Raw genomic sequence first — 22,206 nt, 5'->3', positions numbered from 1 at the left:
GCTAATCGACGACCACATCCGCCATCGCATATAACGTCTCCCGCGCCGCCTTGAACGCCTCCGGTGTGGCGGCGAACTCGGCTGCACGCGCAATGGCGGAGTTGAGCAGCGCGATATCCACGGCTGATACGCCAGGGCAAAAGTCCGCCACGATGGTGCGGAATCCGGCGTGGGAGCGTTGCACGTTGTCGTCGGCAAACGCCTCCGGGAAGTTCTTCGCCGCCGCCATGAGTGGGCCGTGGCCACCATGCGCGAAGAGGTCCAGGGTGGCGTCCACGTAGGCACGCATGCGCTGGTGGGGTTCCGGAGGGGCGTTTTTAATCTTGGCCTCGAGTTCGGCGTTCCACTCGTCGGTGGCCGCGATGAGGAGCTGGACCAGCAGGTCGTGTTGGGATTTTGCATACCGGTACACGCTGGGTCGCGCGAGACCGACCGCGGCAGCCACCTCCGCCAGGGTGGGCACCTTGCCGTGGTTTTCGACGATGAGGCGCTCGGCGGCGTCAAGCACCGCGCGGTGTTGTACGGCGCGGTGCTCGGCGACGGTGTCCTCAGTAATCTTCGGCATGCCCCTGAGTCTACGGAGTGGTTATTTCGTTTCGGTGAGACATGTTTCCGCCGACTATCTCGCAGAATTTCAAAGTGCGGAACGAAATCGTTTCAAAATGTCGAACAAAACCGTTTCAAAGTGTCGAATATGCTGGTGGGAGGTATAGTTTTGGCATGTCAAACTCATACATTCCAAGGCTTGCGGATGGCCAACTCGAAAGCGCTCTTCGTCGCCAAGGTGGAGTGCTCATTCAAGGGCCGAAGGGCTGCGGGAAAACGGAAACCGCGAGCCGGCAGGCCGGGAGTGTCTTGAATGTTGAAACTGATCCGAGCGTCCCGCTGGCGATGGCGACCGATCCACGTGTACTGCTCGAAGGTGGCACCCCTCGCCTCGTCGACGAGTGGCAATTGCAACCGCGTCTTTGGGGTTTTGCGCGGCAGGAGATTGATTCTCGTAAGGCGAAGGGACAGTTCATCTTCACGGGTTCCACCGCTCCGGGAGTGGACGCAACCCGCCATTCTGGTGCTGGAAGATTTGCGCGCCTAACGATGTCGACGATGACCCTGTTCGAGTCGGGAGAGTCGGACGGTTCCGCTTCCCTCAGTGAGATTGCTGCGGGCAATGCGCCTCAGTTTGCAACTCCTGCCTTGACGCTGACTGAGCTTGCTGAGCGAATGTGTCGCGGAGGCCTTCCTTACAACGCGGACCTTTCCTTGGATGACGCGATAGAGAACGTCCGTGATTACGTGCAGACGGTCGCCGATGTGGATATCCACACTGTGGGTGAAGTCTCGCGAGACTCGGAGCGTGTGCGCAGGATAATGCAGTCCATCTCTCGCGCGGTTGCTACAGAGGTTGATCTGCAAACAATTGCGACTGATATCGACATGCATCGTGAAACCGCACGTGATTATCTCGACGCGTTATCGCGGATCTTTATTTCGGTGGATCAGCCAGCGTGGTCTACGCACCTTCGGTCGAAAGCAACCTTGCGCAAGTCACCCAAGCGTCACCTCGCGGACCCGTCCTTTGCGATGGCTGCACTTGAGCGCGGTCCTCAGCAACTGTTGCAGGATCCGCGCTACTTTGGGCAGCTTTTCGAGTCGCTCGTTTTCCACGAGCTTCGCGCACTGACTGGCAAGACGGTGTACCACGCTCGGCTAAACACGAAGCTTGAGGTTGATGCGGTGGTGAACTACGAAGGCGTCGACATCCTGGTTGAGGTCAAGCTTGGGTACACGCCGGAAATTCTCGATCACGCGGCAGACACCCTTAAGAGGTTTGACGAACAGCTTGAACAGGACACCGTGTTGCTCGTTGTCACCTCTGGTGGGCCTGCACACCGTCGAGCGGACGGTGTGGTGGTTGTGCCGATCGGGGCGCTAGGCCCGTAGCCGAACCACTTACCGCCCGTCGCCGAACTCGCGCTTGAAGTTGTCGTCCCAGTCCACGTCGGGTTGGGAGTCGAAGTAGTGCTGCTCCAGGTTGGGTGCGTCGTTGCTGCCTTGAACTCCCATGATCAGGAACACGGCACCGGCGATGGCGCCGAAGATGCCAACGAACACGGCGGTTGCGCCGGAAAGGAACGAAAAGGACAGCACACAGATGGCGATGAGGATTGCGCCGATGGTGTAGTTGCGGGCGGGCGTGCCGGGGGTGCGGTGTTCATTGGGGGCGCCGAGTGGCGAGCGATCAACCGAGTTTCCCCCGAGACATCCGCCACCCTGTCCGCCGCCAGTTCCACTCCGGTCTCCAGATCCCCCGATGGGGAGGCCGTCGGCGTCGTAATCGCCGTTGTAGTTGTAAGGCTTCATGGCGAAGAGCCTACGGGAGTTGGCCGGTGAGGCGGTCGAGTCGGGCTTTGCTGGGGCCGTCGAGGCCAGTGATGGTGACGGTTTTGCCGCGGTTGTGGAACTTCTGGGTAATGGAGTCGAGGGTGGCCACGGTGGAGGCGTCCCAGATTTCGGCGTGGCTGAGATCGATGATGATGTGGTCGGCGTCGTCGGCGTAGTCGAAGGCGTAGACCAGGTCGTTGCTGGATGCCCAGAAGAGTTGGCCGTGGATGCGGTAGGTGCGGGTGTCGATGCGGCCGTCGCCATCAGTGTCGAGCTCCGCCACCTTCTCTACCGACGCGAGGTGGGCGACGCGGCGGGCAAACATGATCATGGCGGTGACCACGCCGAGCACCACGCCGACGGCGAGGTTGCTGGTGATCAAGGTGGCGGCAACGGTGACCACCATGACGATGGTTTCGGACACCGGCATGAGTTTGAGGGTGCGCGGGTGGATGGAGTGCCAGTCGATCGTGCCAAGGGAGACGACGATCATGATGGCGACGAGCGCGGCCATCGGGATGATGCCCACAACATCGCCGAACGCCAGCAAGAGAACCAGCAGGAACACGCCTGCGAGCAGGGTGGACAGGCGGGTGCGGGCGCCGGCTTCGCGGGAGTTGATCAGGGTTTGGCCGATCATGGCGCAGCCACCCATGCCGCCGAAGAGGCCGGTGACGATGTTGGCCACGCCCTGGCCCCAGGATTCGCGGGTTTTGTCGGAGTGGGTGTCGGTGATGTCGTCGACAAGTTTTGCGGTCATGAGCGATTCCAACAGGCCCACGATTGCCATAGCCAGCGCGTACGGCGCGATGATCTGGAACGTCTCCCACGTCAGCGGCACATGCGGGATCATCATGGCGGGGAAGGAGCGGGGTAGTTCGCCCATGTCGGAGACGGTGGGCACGGTGATGCCGGCAAGCACAACCACGACGGTCAGCACCGCGATGGTAACCAGCGGGGCGGGGACCGCGTTGGTGATTTTCGGCCAGAACACCATGATGAGCAGGCCGGCGGCGGTGAGCGCGTAGACGGGCCAGGCGACGTCGATAAGGTGCTGCATCTGCGCAGCGAAGATGAGGATGCCGAGGGCGTTGACAAAACCAACCATGACTGAGCGCGGGATGAAGCGCTGCAGTTTCGCCACGCCGAGTGCCGCCAGGATGATTTGGAACACGCCGGCGAGCAGCACGGTGGCGATGAAGTAGTCCATGCCGTACTCGCGCGAGATGGGTGCGATGACGAGGGCGACTGCGCCGGTTGCGGCGGAGATCATCGCCGGCCGCCCGCCGGTAAACGCGATGGTCACAGCCATGGTGGCGGAGGCGAACAGGCCGACGGCGGGGTCGACGCCGGCCAGGATCGAAAACGCGATGGCCTCGGGGATCAGGGCGAGTGCGACGGTGAGCCCGGCAAGTACTTCACGACGAAGCCGCGTCCCCGAAGAAAACGCATAACGAAACGACGCAACCACCCCGGTCGGGGCGTGCTCGAGAGATGCAGACATGCCTGTGCTTTCCGTTCGCTTTCCGTTCAAAAACGTTGTGACAACCGTGGCAACCGTAGCCCACGGCGCCGACATCGGCCGACACCCCGCGAGCCACAGCGGGAGATTCGGCGCCCAGCGATTACGCTTAACTCCGACTGCCCACAATAGAAAGTGAGAGCTGTGGAAACGAGCAACAACCTCGCGGTAGACACGCTTGCGCGTGTGCTGATGCCGAAGAAGGGCGAGCCGCACGACGTGCGCATGCTGTACCTGATCGAGCAGGAGCAGAACAAGCAGCGCCTGCGCTGGTCGGACCGGACGAGTTTTGAGGTTCCGGCGGGCAACGAGGTTTCCTTCGAGACCTACTTCAATGCGTTCCCGGCGAGCTACTGGCGCCGCTGGTCGCAGCTGGACACCGTCGTCCTGGCGATGACGGTTCAGGGCCGCGCGACGATTTCGGTGTACCGCTCGAAGCACGACGGCACCCGCATCAGCGTGACCAATGTGGACGCGACCGGCTACACGGAGATCCCGCTGAAGCTCAGCAACTTCGAGGACGGCGGCTGGCTGTGGTTCGACATCACCGCCGAGGAGGACACGCGCATCAGCGATGCGGCGTGGTGCTCCCCGCAGGAGCCTAAGGAGCAAGTGCTTGACGACGGCACCGTGGTCCCACCCCAACCCAAACAGGTCGCCGTTGGCATCCCCACGTTTAACCGTCCCCGGGATGCGGTCAACGCGTTGCATGCGTTGGCTGAGGACCCGTACGTGGAGGCGTCGATTAGCAATGTGCTCATGCCCGACCAGGGCAACCAGCACCCGGCGGACGAGCCGGACTTCGCCGAGGCAGAGAAGAATCTCGGTGGCAAACTGCAAATTTTCCACCAGGGCAACCTGGGCGGCTCCGGCGGCTACTCGCGCATCATGTACGAGGCGCTCAACAGCACCGACGCGCCGTTCATCCTGTACATGGACGACGACATTGCCATCGAGCCGGACTCCATCGTGCGCTCCGTGCAGGCCGCGCGCTACGCCAAGCAGCCGATCCTGGTCGGCGGCCAGATGCTGAACCTGCAGGACCGGAGCCAGCTGCGCACCACCGGCGAGACCGTCGACCCGAACATCTTCATGTTCTCTGCAGCCAAGCACGCCGTGTACGACCACGACTTTGCCAAGTACCCACTCGGCTACGTGGGCACCGAGGAAGAGGATCTGGATCCGCGCAAGACCACCTCGCGCCCGCTGCACCGCCGCATCGACGTGGACTACAACGGCTGGTGGATGAACCTGTTCCCGCGCGTCGTCGCAGAGAAGATGGGCCTGCCGCTGCCCCTGTTTATTAAGTGGGACGACAACGAGTACGCCCTGCGCGCCAAGGAAGCGGGCTTCCCAACCGTCACCTGGCCGGGCGTTGCCATCTGGCACATGGCCTGGGCCGACAAGGACGACGCCATCGACTGGCAGGCCTACTTCCACATGCGCAACCGCCTCATCGTCGCCTCCATCTACGGACCGGACAACCCCGAGGCGATGCTGAAGAACATGCAGAAGTCCACGGCGAAGCACTACTTCTGCATGGAGTACTCCACCATCGCCATCCAGAACGAAGCAATGCGTGACTTCCTGAAGGGCCCGGACCAACTCTTCGACATCCTCGAATCCTCGTTGCCGCGCATCCAGAAGATCCGCAGCGAGTACTCCGACGCGCAGGTCCTGCCGTCCGCGACCGAACTGCCCACACCCACCGGCGCGCCGGGCGTGCCGACGAACAAGATCGGCGGCCGCCTAGCCAAGGTGAAGAAGATCCCGTGGGCCGTCAAGGCACTGCTGCACCTGCGTAAGGACGAAGACCGCACCCACTGGGATGCCCCGCAGTTAAACCTCACCGCGGAGGAAGCCCGCTGGTACACCCTGGCACGCGTGGACTCGGCAACCGTGTCTACCGCCGGCGGCACCGGCGTGGCCTTCCGCAAGCGCGACAAGGCCCTCGCCGACAAACTCGTCGAGGAACAAAAGCAGCTGCGCGCCGACATCAAGCAGCGCTGGCCGGAACTCAAGCGCATCTACCGCGACGCGCGCGAAGACCTGACCAGCCACGACAACTGGGGGAAGGTGTTCGATGCCCAGTAAGGAAACAGACCTGCTCGTCGCCATCCAGGACGCGCTGTATTCTCCCGCCACCGCCAAAGGCGCCCGTGTGCTCTCATACTTCGGTGAGCACGACCTGGGCTGGCTAGGCGTTGCGATGGCTGGCGCCATCGCAACGAGCATCGGGGACGTCGATAAGCAACGGCGCTCAAAGTGGCTCGCACTCGGCGTCGGCACCTTCGCCGCGCACGCCGCAACCGTGGTGCTCAAGCGCATCGTGCGACGCCCACGCCCCAACGACCCACGAGTGAAAATCGGGGTGGGAACGCCGTCGCAACTGTCCTTCCCATCCTCGCACGCCGCGAACACGGGTGCCGCCGCCGCGCACCTGGCTAACATCACCGGCAAGAAGTGGCCGTGGCTGCTGGTGCCCGTAATGATGCTGTCGCGTAACGTGCTCGGCGTCCATTACCCGACCGACACCCTCGCCGGCGCACTGCTCGGCGCGGGGACGGCGAAGGCCGTGATTGAAGCGGAGAAGAGGATTTAAGTGGCACACACGCAAGAACCTATCGACGAGCCGCTGCTGAAGTCTGAACCCCACACCTCAGGTGTGGACCAGGTGATGAAGAAAACCCCACCGAAGAACCTCGTCGACGCGATGATCAAGGGGTTGCGCCCCAAGCAGTGGGTGAAAAACGTCCTCGTGCTGGCGGCACCGTTGGCTGCCGGCGCGGAAGCATTCACCCGCCACACCGTGGTGGACATCCTGCTGGCGTTCATCGTGTTCTGCTTCGGTGCGTCCTCGATCTACCTGATCAACGACGCCCGCGACGTCGAGTCGGATCGTCGCCACCCGACGAAGCGTTTCCGCCCGATCGCCTCCGGCATGCTGCCGATCAACCTGGCCTATGCCATGGCCGCGCTGCTTATCGTGGCGGCGCTCGGCCTGTCGCTGCTGGCCACCGACGGCGCTGCACTGGCCTGGGTCATCGGTATTTATATTGCGCTGCAACTCGGCTACTGCTTCGGCTGGAAGCACATCCCGGTCATCGACATCGCCCTGGTGTCCTCCGGCTTCATGCTGCGCACCATGGCCGGCGGTGTCGCTGCCGACATCGAGCTGTCGCAGTGGTTCCTGCTGGTCGCCGCGTTCGGTTCCTTGTTCATGGCTTCCGGCAAGCGCTATGCAGAACTGCTGCTGGTCAAGGAAACCGGCGCGGAGATCCGCCGCTCGCTGCAGGGCTACACCGAAACCTACCTGCGCTTCGTCTGGACCCTGTCCGCCACCGCCGTGGTCATGTCCTACGCACTGTGGGGCTTCCAGCTTTCCAACTCCGTCGAGGGCACCGCCGCCATCTGGTACCAGGTATCCATGGTGCCGTTCGTGATCGCGATCCTGCGCTACGCCTCCGTGGTCGACGGCGGCCAGGGCGGTGCACCCGACGAGATCGCCCTCGAGGACCGAGTGCTGCAGCTTCTCGCCGCAGCTTGGATCTTCTGCATCGTCATGGCGGTCTACGTTGTGCCGAACTTAGGTTGGTAGGACAAAACGCAGTAACATCTGCGCAATGACTAAAAACGCCCGCATCTCCGCGCTCGCCGCAGCCGTGGTGGCGGGCGTTGCCGCATTCTGGGGCGGTTGGACCCGCCGCTGGATGTCCGACGACGGCCTGATCGTCCTGCGCACCGTGCGCAACCTGCTGGCCGGCAACGGTCCGGTGTTCAACGCCGGCGAGCGCGTCGAGGCCAACACCTCCACCCTGTGGCAGTACCTGATCACGCTGTTCGGGTGGCTCACGGATGCGCGCCTGGAAAGCATCGCCATGTGGCTGGCGCTGCTGTGCACCGCCGCAGCCGCCGCTACCGCCGCGTACGCCTCCGGCAAGTTCTGGGGCAGGGTCGGCCCCGTCATCCCGTTCGGCATCATCATTTATGTTGCGCTGCCGCCCGCGCGCGACTTTGCCACCTCCGGGCTCGAGTGGGGCATGTCGCTGCTGTGGATCGCCATCTGGTGGGCGGCACTCGTCGCCTGGGCCGAGGACCCGGTCAAGCGTCGCGCGCCCTACGCCGGCTACTTCCTCGCGTTCTGGTCCGGCCTGTCCTGGCTGGTCCGCCCCGAACTCGCGCTCTACGGCGGGGTGGCAGGCATCATGCTCATCGCGTTTAGCCCCCGCAAAACGCTAGGCATCCTCGCCGTAGCGCTGCCGGTGCCCGCCGGCTACCAACTGTTCCGCATGGGCTACTACGGCCTGATCACCCCGCACACCGCGGTGGCCAAGTCCGCCAGCGGCTCTGAATGGGCCCGCGGCTGGGAGTACTTTGCGGACTTCTTCGGCTACTACTGGCTGGCCCTGCCTCTCCTCGGCGCTGCTGCGGTGGCGGTGTGGTTGTTGTGGGGTGCGAGGGGGCGTCGATTAGCAATTGTGTGTTTGACCACCGGCGTTGCACTCGCGCACATGCTGTACGTACTGCGCGTCGGCGGCGACTTCATGCACGGCCGCATGTGGCTGCTGCCCCTGTTCGCGCTGCTGCTGCCAGTGATGGCGGTGCCGTACACCAAGGTCACCGCCGCCGTCGGTACCGCGCTTGTCGTGTGGGCCAGCGTGATCGTCCTGCGCGCGCATCCCATCGACTGGGAGCCATACAACAACGGCGAAAAGGAACTCGGCATTGTCGACGAGCGCGACTTCTGGACCATGGCCGTCGGCCGCGACGCCGGCGACCCACCCCTGTACGCCGAAGACTTCCTCGGCTCGAAACTCATGTGGGACTGGAACGAGGCCATCGAGCAAGGCCTCGACGAGGACGCCGCCCAGATCAGCCTCGCTATCGTCACCGCCGAGCCGGAGCGCTACAAGTGGTTTGTGCGCGAGCGCCAGCCCGACGCAACCGACCAGCGCGATCTGGAGCTGACCGCCTACATGGTCAACCTTGGCATGACCAGCATGAACTCGCCGCTGAACACGCGCATCCTGGACACGGTCGGCCTGGCCACCCCGATTGCCGCGCGCATGCCGCGGGTGCCGGACGGGCGCATCGGCCACGACAAGGAACTGGGCCTGGAGTGGCAGGTGGCGGACACGGATGCGGATTTGGACAAGTTGCCGGAGTTCGTCGATAAGCAAAAAGCGCAGGACGCGCGCGAAGCATTGCGTAGCGACGATATCGCCGACCTGCTGGCCACCTCCCGCGAACCCATGAGCTGGGACCGCTTCTGGGCCAACGTCCGCTACTCGTTGGGCCCGGGCCGCACGCTCACGCTTGGCGACGACCCCACGCACTACCTCAGTCACACCAGCCCCACCCGGCAAATCGCCTGGCCGACCGAGTGAATAGCGGACTATGTTTCGGGTTGGTAACGTGAACGTGTCTTTTGCCTGAAAACACGTCTCGAGGGGAATGCATGAACACTCGAACCTCCGTGCGCCGCAAACTCACCGCGGTGCTGGTCGCGATCCTCAGCGCGATCTCCATCGTGAGCGCGCCACAGGCCGCCGCCGCCAACCGCGACTGGCTGCGCCCCGGCTGCACCTGGGACCGGGTCGGCTACTGGGTCCAGCGCTGCAACGTGTGGTCGGCCGCAATGAACCGCCACATCCCGGTACAGATCCAGCCCGCCCAGCGCGGCGGCAACGCGGGCCTCTACATGCTCGACGGCCTGCGTGCGACGGAGCGCACCAACGCGTGGCTCAACGACGTCAACGCGGCACGCACCTTTGTTAACCACAACATCACCCTCGTGCTGCCGGTGGGTGGACAGTCGTCGTTCTACACCGACTGGAACGCCCCGGCGACCTACGACTTCAACAACCCGGTGACCTACAAGTGGGACACGTTCCTGACCAAGGAGCTGCCGCCGTACCTGCAGCAGCACTTCGGCGTGTCGCCGACGAACAACTCCATCCTCGGCCTGTCCATGGGTGGCACCGCCGCGGTCAACCTGGCTGCGCTGCACCCGAACCAGTTCCGTCAGGTGCTGTCCTACTCGGGCTACCTGGCCACCACCATCCCGGGTGGTCAGACCGCGCTGCGCGCCGCGCTTCTCGACGGCGGCATGTACAACGTCAACGCCATGTGGGGCTCCTCGCTGAACCCGCGCCGCTTTGAAAACGACCCGTTCCTGAACATGGGCAACCTGCGCGGCAAGGACGTGTACGTCTCCGCTGGCTCCGCCGTGCCGGGCCCGGCCGACGAGAAGTACCTGCCGCAGCACCGCGCCTCCGGCATCGCGCTCGAGGGCGTTGCCAACGCGACGACGCGCGCCTGGTCCGCCAAGGCCACCGTGACCGGCGTGAAGCACACTGCCGTGTTCACCCCGACCGGCCTGCACAACTGGGATCAGTTTGGCAGCCAGCTCGAGGCCACCAAGCCGCGCATCCTGAATGTGATGAACGCCTGGTAATTCACCAGAGGGAAGGCGCGTACGGATGAGTTCCGTACGCGCCTTTTTGTTGTGCGCTGAGTTGTCTTGAGTAACACACCGCGTGTCGCGCTCGATTAAACCCTCAAGTGAAACTTAAGATTTAGGGCGATACTCTTGTGACACAAGTAGCCCGACGAGGTAGGAGACTCATGCGAGACAACCGGATCACCCCCACCAGGCTCACCGCAGCCCTGCTGCCTGCCGCGCTGGCTCTCACGCTGGCGCCGTCGGCCGCAGTCACCGCCCAAGCACAGTCCTCGGACCTTTCGTCGCTGTCGTCGAACCGCGGCATCTCCGACGGTCTGCGCCCGTCCGACCCGCCAAAGCGCACTCCGATCGAGGTGGAGAAGAACCCCGAGATCCCCGGCCTGCCGGAGGGCGTGAAGGTGGACCGCATCGAGTGGATCACCAGCCGTCGCGTAGCCGTGTTTATCAAGTCGGCCGCCATGCCGAAGGAACTCATCCAGGTGCAGATCCTGCTGGCACGTGACTGGCACTCCAACCCGACCGCGAAGTTCCCGGAAGTGTGGGCGCTCGACGGCCTGCGCGCGCGTGACGACGAAAACGGCTGGACCATCGAAACCAACATCGAGCAGTTCTACGCCGACAAGAACGTCAACGTCATCCTCCCGGTCGGCGGCGAGTCCTCCTTCTACTCCGACTGGCAGCGGGAGAACAACGGCAAGCACTACAAGTGGGAGACCTTCCTGACCAAGGAGCTCGTCCCGATCCTGAACAACGAGTTCCGCTCCAACGGCAAGCGCGCCGTCGTCGGCCTGTCCATGGGCGGTACCGCCGCAGTCAACCTGGCTGAGCGCAACCCGCACCTGTTTAACTTCGTCGGCTCGTTCTCCGGCTACCTGGACACCACGACCACCGGCATGCCGTCCGCGATCAAGGCCGCGCAGCTGGATGCCGGTGGCTACAGTGCCGAGGCCATGTGGGGCCCGCTGGGCTCCCAGGACTGGATCGACCACGACCCGAAGCTGGGCATTGAGAACCTGAAGGACATGACGGTCTACGTCTCCTCCGGTTCGGGCCGCGACGACTACGGCAACGCCGAATCCGTGGCCAAGGGCCGCGCGAACGCTGCCGGCATGGGCTTGGAGGTCATCTCGCGCCTGTCCACCCAGACGTTCGTGGACTACGCCTCGCGCACCTCCGTCAAGCCGATCGTGCGCTTCCGCCCCTCTGGCGTGCACTCGTGGGAGTACTGGCAGTTCGAGATGGCACAGGCATGGCCGTACATCGCTAACGCCCTCGACGTGCCGGAGGCTGACCGTGGCTCCAAGTGCAACCCGATCGGTGCGATCGCAGAAGAGACCAAGTCCGGCGTCATCGGCACCTGTGTCAACGACGAGTACAACGCGGGCAAGGACGGCAAGGGCAAGGCCCAGGACTTCCGCGGCGGTACTGCGTTCTGGTCCCCGAACACCGGCGCGCACGCCCTGTACGGCGCAATCCTGGCCAAGTACAACGCGCTCGGCGGCGCCGCTGGCTGGCTCGGCTTCCCCACCACCGGCGAGCTCCAGGCACCGGACGGACAGGGCCGCTTCGTCCACTTCGAAAACGGCTCCGTCTACTGGACCGCGAACACCGGCGCCTACGCCATCCCGGGCGACATGTTCAAGGCATGGGGCGCCAACGGCTACGAGACTGGCGACCTGAAGTACCCGGTCGCCGAGGCCAACAAGGTCGGCGACGGCTACGTGCAGAAGTTCCAGGGCGGCTACCTCACCCGCAACCCGGACGGCAAGCACTACATCGTCCACGGTGCGATCGGCGAGAAGTACGGCGAGATCGGCACCGCCACCTCCGAGCTCGGCTACCCGAAGTCCAACGAGATCGCAATCAAGGGCGGCTTCTTCCAGGAGTTTGAGCACGGCAACATCTACTGGTCCGCTGCCACCGGCGCCCACACGATTCTCAAGGGCGACATCTTCAACGAGTGGGGCAAGCGCGGCTACGAGCAGGGTGAGCTCGGCTGGCCTGTGAAGGACATGGCGAAGATTCCGGCTGGCGGTCTGACCATCGACTTCCAGCACGGCACGGTTGAGCAGGTCAACGGCGTGGTCAACGTAAGGAAGAAGTAATGCGCAAATTCGCCCTTTGCTTGACGACGATCACCTGCACCGCCGCCCTCACCGCCTGCGGTGGAGCCACCGTGGACTCCGAGGACGTCACCGAAACTGCGGCCACCTCAGCCACGGAAACGGCCACCTCGGCCACTGAGTCGGGTACTGCGTCCGCGACGGAATCCGCGACGGCGTCGTCGGCTGCGGCGCCGGGGTCGTCGTCACGCAATGGCGCCGGCGACCAACCCGCACGGGAAGTGGAAACCGTGCCCACCCAGGTGCCTTCATACGCGCCGGAGGAGCAGGCGTTTCTGGATCACCTCAGGCAAAACGGGGTGAACGTCGACGGTCTTGAAGACCAACTCACAGCAACCGGGTTTACCGTGTGCGACGACGATACGATCACCCGCGACGCCGTCGCCGGGCAACTGGTCGAACAACGCCGCACCGACATGGACGCAGGCACCGTAGCGACCCTGCTCAGCGACACCGCTCGCGCCAACCTGTGCGGCTAACCCCGCACGTGTAAGGAGTTTTCATGCGCCGATCGCGCAACGTTGTCGTCGTCGCTGCCGTGATTGTGGTGCTTGCGCTTATCGGCCTAGGTATCTACCAGTGGCGCACCACCACCGACAGCGACCTGCCGTCGGCGAGCAAGCCGCCAGAGTCGAGCGCGCCCGAGCGTGTCGACGAGCCCGACTGGTGCCCCGCCGTCGAAGTCATCTCCGTACCGGGCACCTGGGAATCCGCGGCAGACGACGACCCGTTCAACCCCCAGGCCAACCCGGCCAGCTTCATGCTGTCCATCACGCGCCCGCTGCAGGAGATGTACGACATCAACCACGTGCGCGTGTTCACCGTCCCGTACACCGCGCAGTTCCGCAACATCCAAACCGCGCACGGCCGCGCCGAGATGACCTACGACGACTCCCGCGCCGAGGGCACCGCGAAACTGCGAGGCGAACTGGACTTCGTGGCGCGCACCTGCTCGTCGACAAAGTTCATCATTGCGGGCTTTTCGCAGGGTGCGGTGATTGTGGGGGACGTGGCGTCGTCGATAGGCAATAGCGAGGGTCCGATCAACCCGGACCGTCTGCTCGGCGCGATGATGATCGCCGACGGACGCCGAGAAAACGGCGTGGGCATCAACCCCGGCGCCGAAGTGCACGGCACCGGCGCGGAGATCGTCCTGCAGCCGCTGCAGCGCGTCGCCGACGCCGTCACCCCCGGCGCCACCATGACCGGACCACGCCCCGGCGGCTTCGGTCTCGTGGAGGACCGTGCCTACGAAATCTGCGCGCCGAACGACACCGTTTGCGACGCCCCACTGGGTGTAGGCAACGCGATCGAACGCGCAAACGCACTCATTTCGGCAAACGGCAATCATGCACTATATGCCACAAATCCGGACGTGATTCCGGGCTCGACAGTGCCCGAGTGGGCTGTCAATTGGGTCCGTGACGTGGTAGAGAGTTTGTAACTCGAATACAGGTGTAAAACAAGGAGTTTTTCGATGGATCTTCAGCAACTGACCGCCCAATTCATCGGCCCCGACGGCGACATCGCCCTGCCAGAACACTTCACCCTGCCCCGACTCGCCGAAATGATCCACCAGGCCCAACTGCAGGCCGGCGGCGGCGACGCGATCAACGTCCGCGCGTGGGACTTTTCCACCGACCCAGCTGGTGTGGAAACAACGTTCACCCGCTCCGAGGTCAACACCCGCATCAAGGCCGTCGCAGCACGCCTCGCCCAGGTCGGCGAGCCGGGCGCACGCGTCGCGCTGATGGCGCCGAACTCCGCCGAGTACGTCTTCGGCTTCATGGGTGCGCTCTACGCGGGCCAGGTGCCGGTGCCGCTGTACGACCCGACCGAGCCGGGCCACGAGGGCCACCTGCGCGCAGTGCTTGGCGACGCCGGCGTCCAGATCGTGCTCACCAACTCCGCCGCCGCCCCCGCCGTGCGCCGCTACTTCGCCGACCTGCCCGGCACCGAGCGTCCCCGCGTCATCGCCGTGGACTCCCTGCCGGACACGCTCGCCGAGTCCTACCAGCCAATCCCGCCGGTGCCGGGCGAGGACACCGCGAACCAGATCTGCTTCCTGCAGTACACCTCCGGCTCCACCCGCAACCCGGCAGGCGTGATGATCACCAACGAGGCGCTGGTCACCGACGTTCTGCAGATCAACGACGCGGTGAAGTTCGAAACACCGATGCGCATCCCGACCTGGCTGCCGCTGCACCACGACATGGGCATGATCGTGGCCATGATCGGCGTCGTGCTGGGCCAGGAGATTGAGATCTTCGCCCCGCGCGACTTCATCCAGCAGCCGAAGCGTTGGGTGGAGCGCCTGTCGCGTCGCGACGACGACCTCACCGACATCCACGTCTACACCGTGATCCCCAACTTCGCGCTGGACCTCGCCGCCCGCTACGCCGCGCCGGAATCTGCGAACCAGTACGACTTCTCCGCCGTGGAGTGCATCATCATTGGCTCCGAGCCGGTTACCCGCGCGGGCGTGACCGCGTTTATCGACGCGTTCAGCGCCTCCGGGCTCGACCGCTCCGTGCTGCGCCCGTCCTACGGCCTGGCCGAGACCACCCTGCTGGTGTCCACCGACCGCACCGATGAGCGCCCGAAGTTCATCGAGTTCGACCGCGACGCACTCGCAGAGGGCAAGGCCGTCCCGGCCGAAGGCGGCGTTGCTACCGCGTCGAACGGCCAGCCGGTGAACTGGATGCACTTCGCCATCGTCGACCCGGAGACCCGCAACGAGGTCGAAGACGGCACCATCGGCGAAATCTGGGTCCACGGCAAAAACGTCGCCGCCGGCTACCTCGACCGCCCGGAAGAGACCGCCGCGACGTTCCACAACACCATCGGCGAAACCATCCAGGACGGCATGCCGAAGGACAACTGGTGCGCCACCGGCGACCTGGGCACCATGCTCGACGGCCACCTGTACATCACCGGCCGCGTCAAGGACCTCGTGGTCGTGGCGGGACGCAACCATTACCCGCAGGACATCGAAGCCACCGTCATGGAGTCCACCGACCACGTGCGCAAGGACTCCGTCGCCGCATTCGCAGTGCCTGGCGACGACGTCGAGCGCCTCATCATCATGGTCGAACGCGCCGACAACGCCTCCGCCGACGGCGACGCAGCCGCCATCGACGCCATCCGCTCCGCCGTCACCGCCAAGCACGGCATCGCCCCGGAGGTCGTCGAGTTCTACGGTCCGGGCGAGATCGCACGCTCCTCGGCAGGCAAGATCGCCCGCCGCGTCAACGCGAAACGATTCACCGATCGCGAACACGCTGCAACGCAGTAACAAAACCCCGCCGGTGGGCGATAGTCTGAGCTGTTATGAACGAGCATGATCTGATTCAGTGGCTCACCAGCTGGGTTGAGCGCGCCACCGGCGTAGATAACGTCGACCCGACCACGCCGCTGGAGACCTACGGCCTCGCATCCCGCGACGCCGTGATCCTCTCCGGCGAACTGGAAACGCTCCTCGGCCGCCGCGTCGACCCGACCATCGCCTACCAGTACCCGACCGTCGCCGCGATCGCCGCGGCGCTGACGGCGGTGAAGGCGGAGGGGCCGGTAAGGCGTCGTCGTCAAGCAACTGCGACCCCTGGCACCCACGACATTGCCATCATCGGCTCCGCCGGCCGCTTCCCAGGCGCCAAAAACAACGCCGAATTCTGGCAAATGCTCATCGAAGGCCGCTCCGCCACCGGCCCACTTCCCGCACCACGCTGGAACGAATACCTCGGCGACCCCGTCGTCCGCACTAAAATGTCGGAAGAAAACACCGACGGCGGCTACATGGACGGCATCGCCTCCTTCGACCACGAATTCTTCGGCGTCTCCCCACTCGAGGCCCAAAACATGGACCCGCAGCAACGCATCATGCTCGAAGTTGCGTGGGAAGCCCTCGAAGACGCAGGCCTCGCACCCAGCAAACTGCGCGGCGAACCCGTCGGCGTGTTCGTTGGCTCGTCCAACAACGACTACGGCATGCTCATCGTCGCCGACCCAGCCGAGGCGCACCCGTACGCGCTGACCGGCGCATCCTCCGCGGTCATCCCGAACCGCATCTCTTATGCCTACGACTTCCGCGGCCCGTCCATGAACGTGGACACCGCCTGCTCCTCGTCGCTGGTGTCGGTGCACCACGCGGTGCGCGCGCTTCGCGACGGCGAAGCCGACGTCGCCCTAGCCGGCGGCGTGAACATCCTGGCCAATCCGTTCGCCTCGCTCGCGTTTTCGGAGTTGGGCGTGATCTCGCCGACCGGGCGCATCCACGCGTTTTCCGACGACGCCGACGGCATCGTCCGCGCCGACGCCGCAGGCTTCATCGTGCTCAAGCGTGTCGACGACGCCATCGCCGACGGCGACAACATCATCGCCGTGATCAAGGGCTCGGCCACCAACTCCGACGGCCACTCCAACGGCCTGACCGCCCCCAACCCGGACGCCCAGGTAGACGTGCTGCGCCGCGCCTACGACGACGCCGGCGTGGATCCGCTGCAGGTCGACGTGGTCGAAGCCCACGGCACCGGCACCATCCTCGGCGACCCGATCGAGGCCACCGCACTCGGCGAAGTCCTCGGCCGCGGACGCGACGCTGGCTCGCCGCTGCTGCTGGGGTCGGCGAAGTCCAACATCGGCCACTCCGAATCCGCCGCCGGCGTCGTCGCGCTGATCAAGGTGATCGAGGCGCTCAAGCACGACACGATTCCGGAGTCCATTAACTTCACCGCCCCAAACCGCTACGTCGACTTCGACACCGAGCGCATCGAGGTCGTCCAGGACCCGCGCGAGTGGCCGCGCTACTCCGGCCGCCGCATCGCCGGCGTGTCCGGCTTCGGCTTCGGCGGCACGAACGCGCACGTGGTCGTCGCCGACTTCGACCCGGCCGACTACGACACCCAGACACCCGAAACCGAGCCGTCCTTCGAGGGCGTGTCTGCGGCGGCGTTGCCGGTGTCGGGCCTGCTGCCCTCTCGTCGCAAGGAAGCTGCCGGCGCGCTCGCCGACTTCCTCGAAGGCCGCCCCGACACCGACCTGATCCCGGTGGCGCGCTCCCTGGCCAAGCGCAACCACGGCCGCTCCGCCGCCGTCGTCCAGGCCACCACCACCGAAGACGCCGTCAAGCGCCTGCGCCAGGTCGCTGCCGGCAAGATCGGCCCCGGCATCGCATCCGCCGACGCACCGACCCCCATGGGCCCCGTCTTCGTCTACTCCGGCTTCGGCTCCCAGCACCGCAAGATGGCCAAGGAACTCATCAACCGCTCGCCGCTGTTCGCCCGCCGCATGCGCGAACTCGACGAGATGGTCAAGTTCCAGGCCGGCTGGTCGATGCTCGAGATCATTGATAACGACGAACTGACCTACGACACCGAAACCGGCCAGGTCACCATCACCGCCATCCAAATCGCGCAGACCGACCTGCTGGCCTCCGTCGGCATCACCCCAGCCGCCACCATGGGCATGTCCATGGGCGAGATCGCCGCAGCCTACGGTGCCGGCGGGCTGAGCGACGAGGACTGCATCCTCATCGCCACCGCCCGCGCCCGCCTCATGGGCGAAGGCGAAGAAATGATCGCCGGCACCGACCAAGAAGGCGCGATGGCAGTTGTGGAGTTGTCGCGCGAGGAGCTGGCAGAGTTCGTCGATAAGCATGAGCAGGCTGCAGGCGTTGAGCCAGCCGTCTACGCGGGCCCCGGCATGACCACCGTCGGCGGGCCGTCGAAGGCCGTCGACTACATCGTCGAGGCACTCACCGCTGAGGAGAAGTTCGCCCGCAAACTCAACGTGCGCGGCGCCGGCCACACCAGCGCGCTCGACCCGATCATGGGCGAGCTCGCCGGCGAAATCGCAGGCATCACCCCGCGCCCGCTCACGGTGCCGCTGTTTACCTCCGTCGACCGCGGCGAGGTTTACCAGCCCGGCCAGACCATCCACGACGACGCCTACTTCCTGCGCATGACCCGCCAGCCGGTCTACTTCCAGGACGCCACCGAAGCCGCGTTTGCCGCCGGCCACACCACGCTTGTGGAGATCACCCCGAACCCGGTTGCACTGATGGGCATGATGAACACCGCCTTCGCCGCCGGCCAGCCGGACGCGCAGCTGCTGTTCACCACCAAGCGCAAGGTCGACGAGCTCGAGTCGCTTTTGGACCTCGCCGCCAAGCTCTACGCCGGCGGCGTGCCGGTGGACTTCGGCGCCTTCTACGGCGCAGGCAAGGTCATCGACGCGCCGGGTATGGCGTTTAAGCAGGTGGATCACTGGACGCCGGCGAGGCCGTCGTCGGCAAGCACGTCGCTTTTGGGCTCCCGTGTGACGCTGCCGAGCGGCGAGGTCGCGTTCGCGACCGCCGCCGACCAGGTCTTCAGCCCGCACCAGCTCATCGAGGCCGCCGCGGCTGAGGTAGCCGAGGGTGCGCGTGTCGTCGCTACGGAAGAGCACGGCTACCTGCCCGCCGACGGCGAGGTGACCACTGTGGTGGCGTCCTCGCTCGGCGGCGTGTCCGTCAAGGTGTACGACGGTTCCGCGCTGGTTGCGGAGGGTTTCGCCTCCACCATCGACCGCGCCCCGGTTCAGGGCGTCATGGAGCCCACGCGTATCGACGACACCCCGGCCGCCGCCTCTGACGAGGACCAGGACGACGACATCGACGCCGTGCGCTGGGACCCCACCTCCGGCGAGACCGTCGCCGAGCGCCTGCGTGGCATCGTGTCCGAATCCATGGGCTACGACCCCGAGGACCTGCCCGACGAACTGCCGCTCATCGACTTGGGCCTCGACTCCCTGATGGGCATGCGCATTAAGAACCGCGTGGAAAACGACTTCCAGATCCCGCCGCTGCAGGTACAAACGCTTCGCGACGCCTCCGTCGCCGATGTCATCCGCATCGTCGAAGACGCCGTCGCAGGCCGCACCGACGCCCCGCAGCCGATGGCTGTCAACGACGAGGCGCGCGACCCGGCCGCCGCCACCGAAAAGACCCAGGGCGTGGGCGTCGCCCCGCGCGACGCGTCCGAGCGCATGGTGTTCGGTGCCTGGGCAAAGTACGCCGGTGCGGCGGCTGCGGGCGTGACGTCGGAATTGCCGGAAATTAGTAAGGAGCAGGCGGGCGAGATCGCCGCGCACCTGACCGAGCGCTCCGGCATCGAGGTCACCGCCGAGGATGTGCTGGGCGCCGAGACGCTCGAACCGCTTGCGAACAAGGTCCGCGAGGGCCTGGAGACCCCGGTCGACGGCAACATCCGCGTCTTCCGAGATGGCGACGCCGCCAAGAACCCTGTCTTTATTTTCCACCCGGCGGGCGGGTCGTCGTCGGTGTACGCGCCGCTGGCCCGCCGCCTGAATAAGGACGTCCCGGTCTACGGCGTCGAACGCCTGGAGGGCTCCCTCCAGGAGCGTGCTGCCGAGTACGTCAAGGACATCGAGCGCATCGCAGGCGAGCGCAAGGTCATCCTCGCCGGCTGGTCCTTCGGCGGCGCCCTGGCCTACGAGGTCGCATCCCAGTTGGGCAACGACAAGATCGACTACATCGCGCTTTTGGACACCACCCAGCCGTCTGAGCCGATCCCCGACACGCTCGAGGAGACCAAGGCGCGCTGGGGCCGCTACGCCGCCTTTGCCAAGGAAACCTACGGCCTGGACTTCGAGGTGCCTTACGAGCTGCTCGAAACCGCCGGCGAAGAAGCGCTGCTGACCATGCTCACCGAGTTCCTGGCCAGCACCGACGCCTCCGAACACGGCCTGGCCGCCGGTGTCCTGGAGCACCAGCGGGCATCGTTCGTGGACAACCAGATCCTCAACCACCTCGACTTCACCCGCTGGGCCGACGTCGACGTGCCGGTGCTGCTGTTCCGCGCCGAGCGCATGCACGACGGCGCCATCCAGCTCGAGCCGAACTACGCCCACATTGACGAGGACGGCGGCTGGGGCGCTATCGTGAGCGACTTGACCATCGTCCACCTGCCCGGTGACCACTTGGCGGTTGTGGACGAGCCGGCGGTGGGCATCGTCGGTAAGCACATGAACGCATGGATCGAAGGGAAGCGATGAGTACCGCCGACAAACTCGCCGACCTGCGCGAACGGCTAGACAAAGCGCAGGACCCGGGCTCGGAACGCTCGCGCAAGCGTCGCGACGACGCCGGCCGCACCACCCCGCGCCAACGCATCGACGCCCTGCTCGACGAGGGATCCTTCGTCGAAATCGGCGCGCTCGCCCGCACCCCCGGCGACCCGGACGCCGTCTACTCCGACGGTGTGGTCACCGGCTACGGGCGCATCGACGGCCGCCCCGTCGCCGTCTACGCCCACGACAAAACCGTCTACGGCGGCTCCGTCGGCGTGACGTTCGGCCGCAAGGTCACCGAGGTCATGGAGTTCGCCATCAAGATCTCGTGTCCCGTGATCGGCATTCAGGACTCCGGCGGCGCCCGCATCCAGGACGCGGTGACGTCGCTGGCCATGTACTCCGAGATTGCCAAGCGCCAACTGCCGCTGTCGGGCCGCGTCCCGCAGATCTCGATCATGCTGGGCAAGTCCGCCGGCGGCGCCGTCTACGCCCCGGTGACCACGGACTTTGTCATCGCCGTTGACGGCGAGTCCGAGATGTACGTCACCGGCCCGAACGTGATCCGCGAGGTCACCGGCGAAGACATCACCTCTGCCGAACTCGGCGGTGCGCGCGTACAGGAGCAGGCCGGCAACATCCAGGCCGTGGTGGCTACGGAGGAGGACGCCTTCGACTACGTCAAGGACCTGCTGGCCCACCTGCCCACCTCCACCTTCGACGCGGCCCCCGTCGTGACGGCCCCCGCGGACGAGGAGTTGGACGACTCCGCACTCGATTCCTTCATGCCCGACGACACCAACGCCGGCTACGACATGATGGATCTGCTCGTGCAACTTGGCGACGACGAAGACCTCGTCGAAATCCAAGCCGGCTACGCCGAAAACCTCATCTGTGCCTTCGGCCGCATCGACGGCAAGGCGGTCGGCTTCGTCGCCAATAACCCGATGTACGCCGCTGGCTGCATCGACGCGGACGCCGCCGACAAGGGCGCGCGCTTCATCCGCACCTGCGACGCCTACAACATCCCCATCGTCTATGTCGTGGACACCCCCGGCTACCTGCCCGGCGTGGAGCAGGAGCGCGAAGGCCTGATCCACCGTGGCGCGAAGTTCGCCTTCGCCGGCGTGGAGGCCACCGTGCCTAAGGTGACGCTGGTCGTGCGCAAAGCCTACGGCGGCGCGTATGCGGTGATGGGGTCGAAGAACCTCAACGGCGACATCAACCTCGCCTGGCCCACCGCCCAGATCGCCGTGATGGGTTCGGCGGCGGCGGTGGTGATGCTGCAGGGCAAGCAGCTCGCCGCCATCGAGGACCCTGATCAGCGCGAGGCCATGAAGAAGATGTTCATGGACTTCTATGACCAGGAGATGACTTCCCCGTACGTGGCTGCGGAGCGTGGGTACATCGACCAGATGATCGAGCCCAATCAAACACGCATTGCTTTACGACGAGCCCTTCGCCAATTGGCCACCAAACAAGAATTCGACCTTCCTAAGAAGCACACCATCAGCCCCCTGTAAGAAAGGCCCTTCTTCTATGCTTTCCTCCACCCTCGACCTGTTCGGCGACCTTGTCAGCATGATCATCTGGTTCATCAACGGCATCCAGACGGGTGATCCGCTCTGGAACTTCGGCTCTAGCTT

The 22,206-nt window shown here is 65.2% G+C and carries 15 protein-coding genes; 12 read left to right on the top strand and 3 right to left on the bottom strand.

Annotated features, from left to right (window positions below):
• Window position 1: 1 nt before the first annotated feature.
• Window positions 2–565, bottom strand: coding sequence for a TetR/AcrR family transcriptional regulator (locus HMPREF2690_RS01115; RefSeq protein WP_070423330.1), 564 nt, complete (start codon window positions 563–565; stop codon window positions 2–4).
• Window positions 566–639: 74 nt separating this feature from the next.
• On the opposite strand from HMPREF2690_RS01115, the gene HMPREF2690_RS01110 reads away from it, so the two are divergent.
• Window positions 640–1,941: an ATP-binding protein gene (locus HMPREF2690_RS01110; RefSeq protein WP_246819485.1), complete on the top strand. Its 1,302-nt coding sequence runs from the start codon at window positions 640–642 to the stop codon at window positions 1,939–1,941.
• A gap of 9 nt (window positions 1,942–1,950) precedes the next feature.
• Here HMPREF2690_RS01110 and HMPREF2690_RS01105 read toward each other — a convergent pair whose 3' ends face one another.
• Window positions 1,951–2,361, bottom strand: a complete 411-nt coding sequence (locus tag HMPREF2690_RS01105) for a hypothetical protein (protein ID WP_070819919.1) — start codon at window positions 2,359–2,361, stop codon at window positions 1,951–1,953.
• A gap of 10 nt (window positions 2,362–2,371) precedes the next feature.
• Entirely contained in the window at window positions 2,372–3,886 is a 1,515-nt protein-coding gene (locus tag HMPREF2690_RS01100) for a SulP family inorganic anion transporter (RefSeq protein ID WP_070819918.1), read from the bottom strand.
• Between the two features lie 162 nt (window positions 3,887–4,048).
• On the opposite strand from HMPREF2690_RS01100, the gene HMPREF2690_RS01095 reads away from it, so the two are divergent.
• The 11 genes from HMPREF2690_RS01095 (at window position 4,049) to HMPREF2690_RS01045 (ending at window position 22,083) form a co-directional block, all read left to right on the top strand.
• Window positions 4,049–5,998: a glycosyltransferase gene (locus HMPREF2690_RS01095; protein ID WP_141761158.1), complete on the top strand. Its 1,950-nt coding sequence runs from the start codon at window positions 4,049–4,051 to the stop codon at window positions 5,996–5,998.
• Window positions 5,988–6,506 (top strand): phosphatase PAP2 family protein, encoded by a 519-nt coding sequence (locus HMPREF2690_RS01090; RefSeq protein ID WP_070423326.1) that lies wholly within the window; start codon window positions 5,988–5,990, stop codon window positions 6,504–6,506. Before HMPREF2690_RS01095 ends, HMPREF2690_RS01090 begins: the two co-directional genes overlap by 11 nt.
• On the top strand, window positions 6,507–7,502 hold the full coding sequence (locus HMPREF2690_RS01085; RefSeq protein ID WP_070482259.1) for a decaprenyl-phosphate phosphoribosyltransferase: 996 nt from the start codon (window positions 6,507–6,509) through the stop codon (window positions 7,500–7,502).
• Between the two features lie 25 nt (window positions 7,503–7,527).
• The gene (locus HMPREF2690_RS01080) at window positions 7,528–9,291 is read left to right on the top strand and encodes an arabinofuranosyltransferase AftB family protein (protein ID WP_070819917.1); all 1,764 of its coding nucleotides are present in this window, start codon (window positions 7,528–7,530) and stop codon (window positions 9,289–9,291) included.
• A gap of 71 nt (window positions 9,292–9,362) precedes the next feature.
• On the top strand, window positions 9,363–10,361 hold the full coding sequence (locus HMPREF2690_RS01075; RefSeq protein ID WP_070453278.1) for an alpha/beta hydrolase: 999 nt from the start codon (window positions 9,363–9,365) through the stop codon (window positions 10,359–10,361).
• Window positions 10,362–10,531: 170 nt separating this feature from the next.
• Window positions 10,532–12,475, top strand: coding sequence for an alpha/beta hydrolase-fold protein (locus HMPREF2690_RS01070; protein WP_070819916.1), 1,944 nt, complete (start codon window positions 10,532–10,534; stop codon window positions 12,473–12,475).
• A complete protein-coding gene (locus HMPREF2690_RS01065) occupies window positions 12,475–12,972 on the top strand; it encodes a hypothetical protein (RefSeq protein WP_070453272.1) in 498 nt (165 codons plus the stop codon). The genes HMPREF2690_RS01070 and HMPREF2690_RS01065 overlap by 1 nt, the downstream gene beginning before the upstream one ends.
• 23 nt (window positions 12,973–12,995) lie before the next feature.
• Window positions 12,996–13,937, top strand: a complete 942-nt coding sequence (locus HMPREF2690_RS01060; RefSeq protein WP_070423320.1) for a cutinase family protein — start codon at window positions 12,996–12,998, stop codon at window positions 13,935–13,937.
• A 33-nt stretch (window positions 13,938–13,970) separates the two neighbouring features.
• A complete protein-coding gene (locus tag HMPREF2690_RS01055) occupies window positions 13,971–15,788 on the top strand; it encodes a FadD32-like long-chain-fatty-acid--AMP ligase (protein WP_070819915.1) in 1,818 nt (605 codons plus the stop codon).
• A 35-nt stretch (window positions 15,789–15,823) separates the two neighbouring features.
• Window positions 15,824–20,545 carry a polyketide synthase Pks13 gene (gene pks13, locus HMPREF2690_RS01050; protein WP_070819914.1) on the top strand — a complete coding sequence of 1,574 codons (4,722 nt, stop codon included), beginning with the start codon at window positions 15,824–15,826 and terminating at the stop codon, window positions 20,543–20,545.
• Complete coding sequence (locus HMPREF2690_RS01045; protein WP_070819913.1) at window positions 20,542–22,083, top strand: acyl-CoA carboxylase subunit beta; 1,542 nt, start codon at window positions 20,542–20,544, stop codon at window positions 22,081–22,083. Before pks13 ends, HMPREF2690_RS01045 begins: the two co-directional genes overlap by 4 nt.
• Window positions 22,084–22,206: the final 123 nt, after the last annotated feature.

The organism is Corynebacterium sp. HMSC034E11 (assembly GCF_001835905.1).
Taxonomy (GTDB): domain Bacteria; phylum Actinomycetota; class Actinomycetes; order Mycobacteriales; family Mycobacteriaceae; genus Corynebacterium; species Corynebacterium coyleae.
Note: the sequence above shows the minus strand (reverse complement) of the source record. Positions and strands in the feature narration are given on the sequence as shown.

Excerpts from the sequence above, each read along its gene's own strand:
- HMPREF2690_RS01115 (WP_070423330.1), bottom strand. The coding sequence starts at position 565 with ATGCCGAAGATTACTGAGGACACCGTCGCCGAGCACCGCGCCGTACAA.
- HMPREF2690_RS01105 (WP_070819919.1), bottom strand. The coding sequence starts at position 2,361 with ATGAAGCCTTACAACTACAACGGCGATTACGACGCCGACGGCCTCCCC.
- HMPREF2690_RS01100 (WP_070819918.1), bottom strand. The coding sequence starts at position 3,886 with ATGTCTGCATCTCTCGAGCACGCCCCGACCGGGGTGGTTGCGTCGTTT.
- HMPREF2690_RS01090 (WP_070423326.1), top strand. The coding sequence starts at position 5,988 with ATGCCCAGTAAGGAAACAGACCTGCTCGTCGCCATCCAGGACGCGCTG.
- HMPREF2690_RS01080 (WP_070819917.1), top strand. The coding sequence starts at position 7,528 with ATGACTAAAAACGCCCGCATCTCCGCGCTCGCCGCAGCCGTGGTGGCG.
- HMPREF2690_RS01075 (WP_070453278.1), top strand. The coding sequence starts at position 9,363 with ATGAACACTCGAACCTCCGTGCGCCGCAAACTCACCGCGGTGCTGGTC.
- HMPREF2690_RS01070 (WP_070819916.1), top strand. The coding sequence starts at position 10,532 with ATGCGAGACAACCGGATCACCCCCACCAGGCTCACCGCAGCCCTGCTG.
- HMPREF2690_RS01065 (WP_070453272.1), top strand. The coding sequence starts at position 12,475 with ATGCGCAAATTCGCCCTTTGCTTGACGACGATCACCTGCACCGCCGCC.
- HMPREF2690_RS01060 (WP_070423320.1), top strand. The coding sequence starts at position 12,996 with ATGCGCCGATCGCGCAACGTTGTCGTCGTCGCTGCCGTGATTGTGGTG.
- HMPREF2690_RS01055 (WP_070819915.1), top strand. The coding sequence starts at position 13,971 with ATGGATCTTCAGCAACTGACCGCCCAATTCATCGGCCCCGACGGCGAC.
- pks13 (WP_070819914.1), top strand. The coding sequence starts at position 15,824 with ATGAACGAGCATGATCTGATTCAGTGGCTCACCAGCTGGGTTGAGCGC.
- HMPREF2690_RS01045 (WP_070819913.1), top strand. The coding sequence starts at position 20,542 with ATGAGTACCGCCGACAAACTCGCCGACCTGCGCGAACGGCTAGACAAA.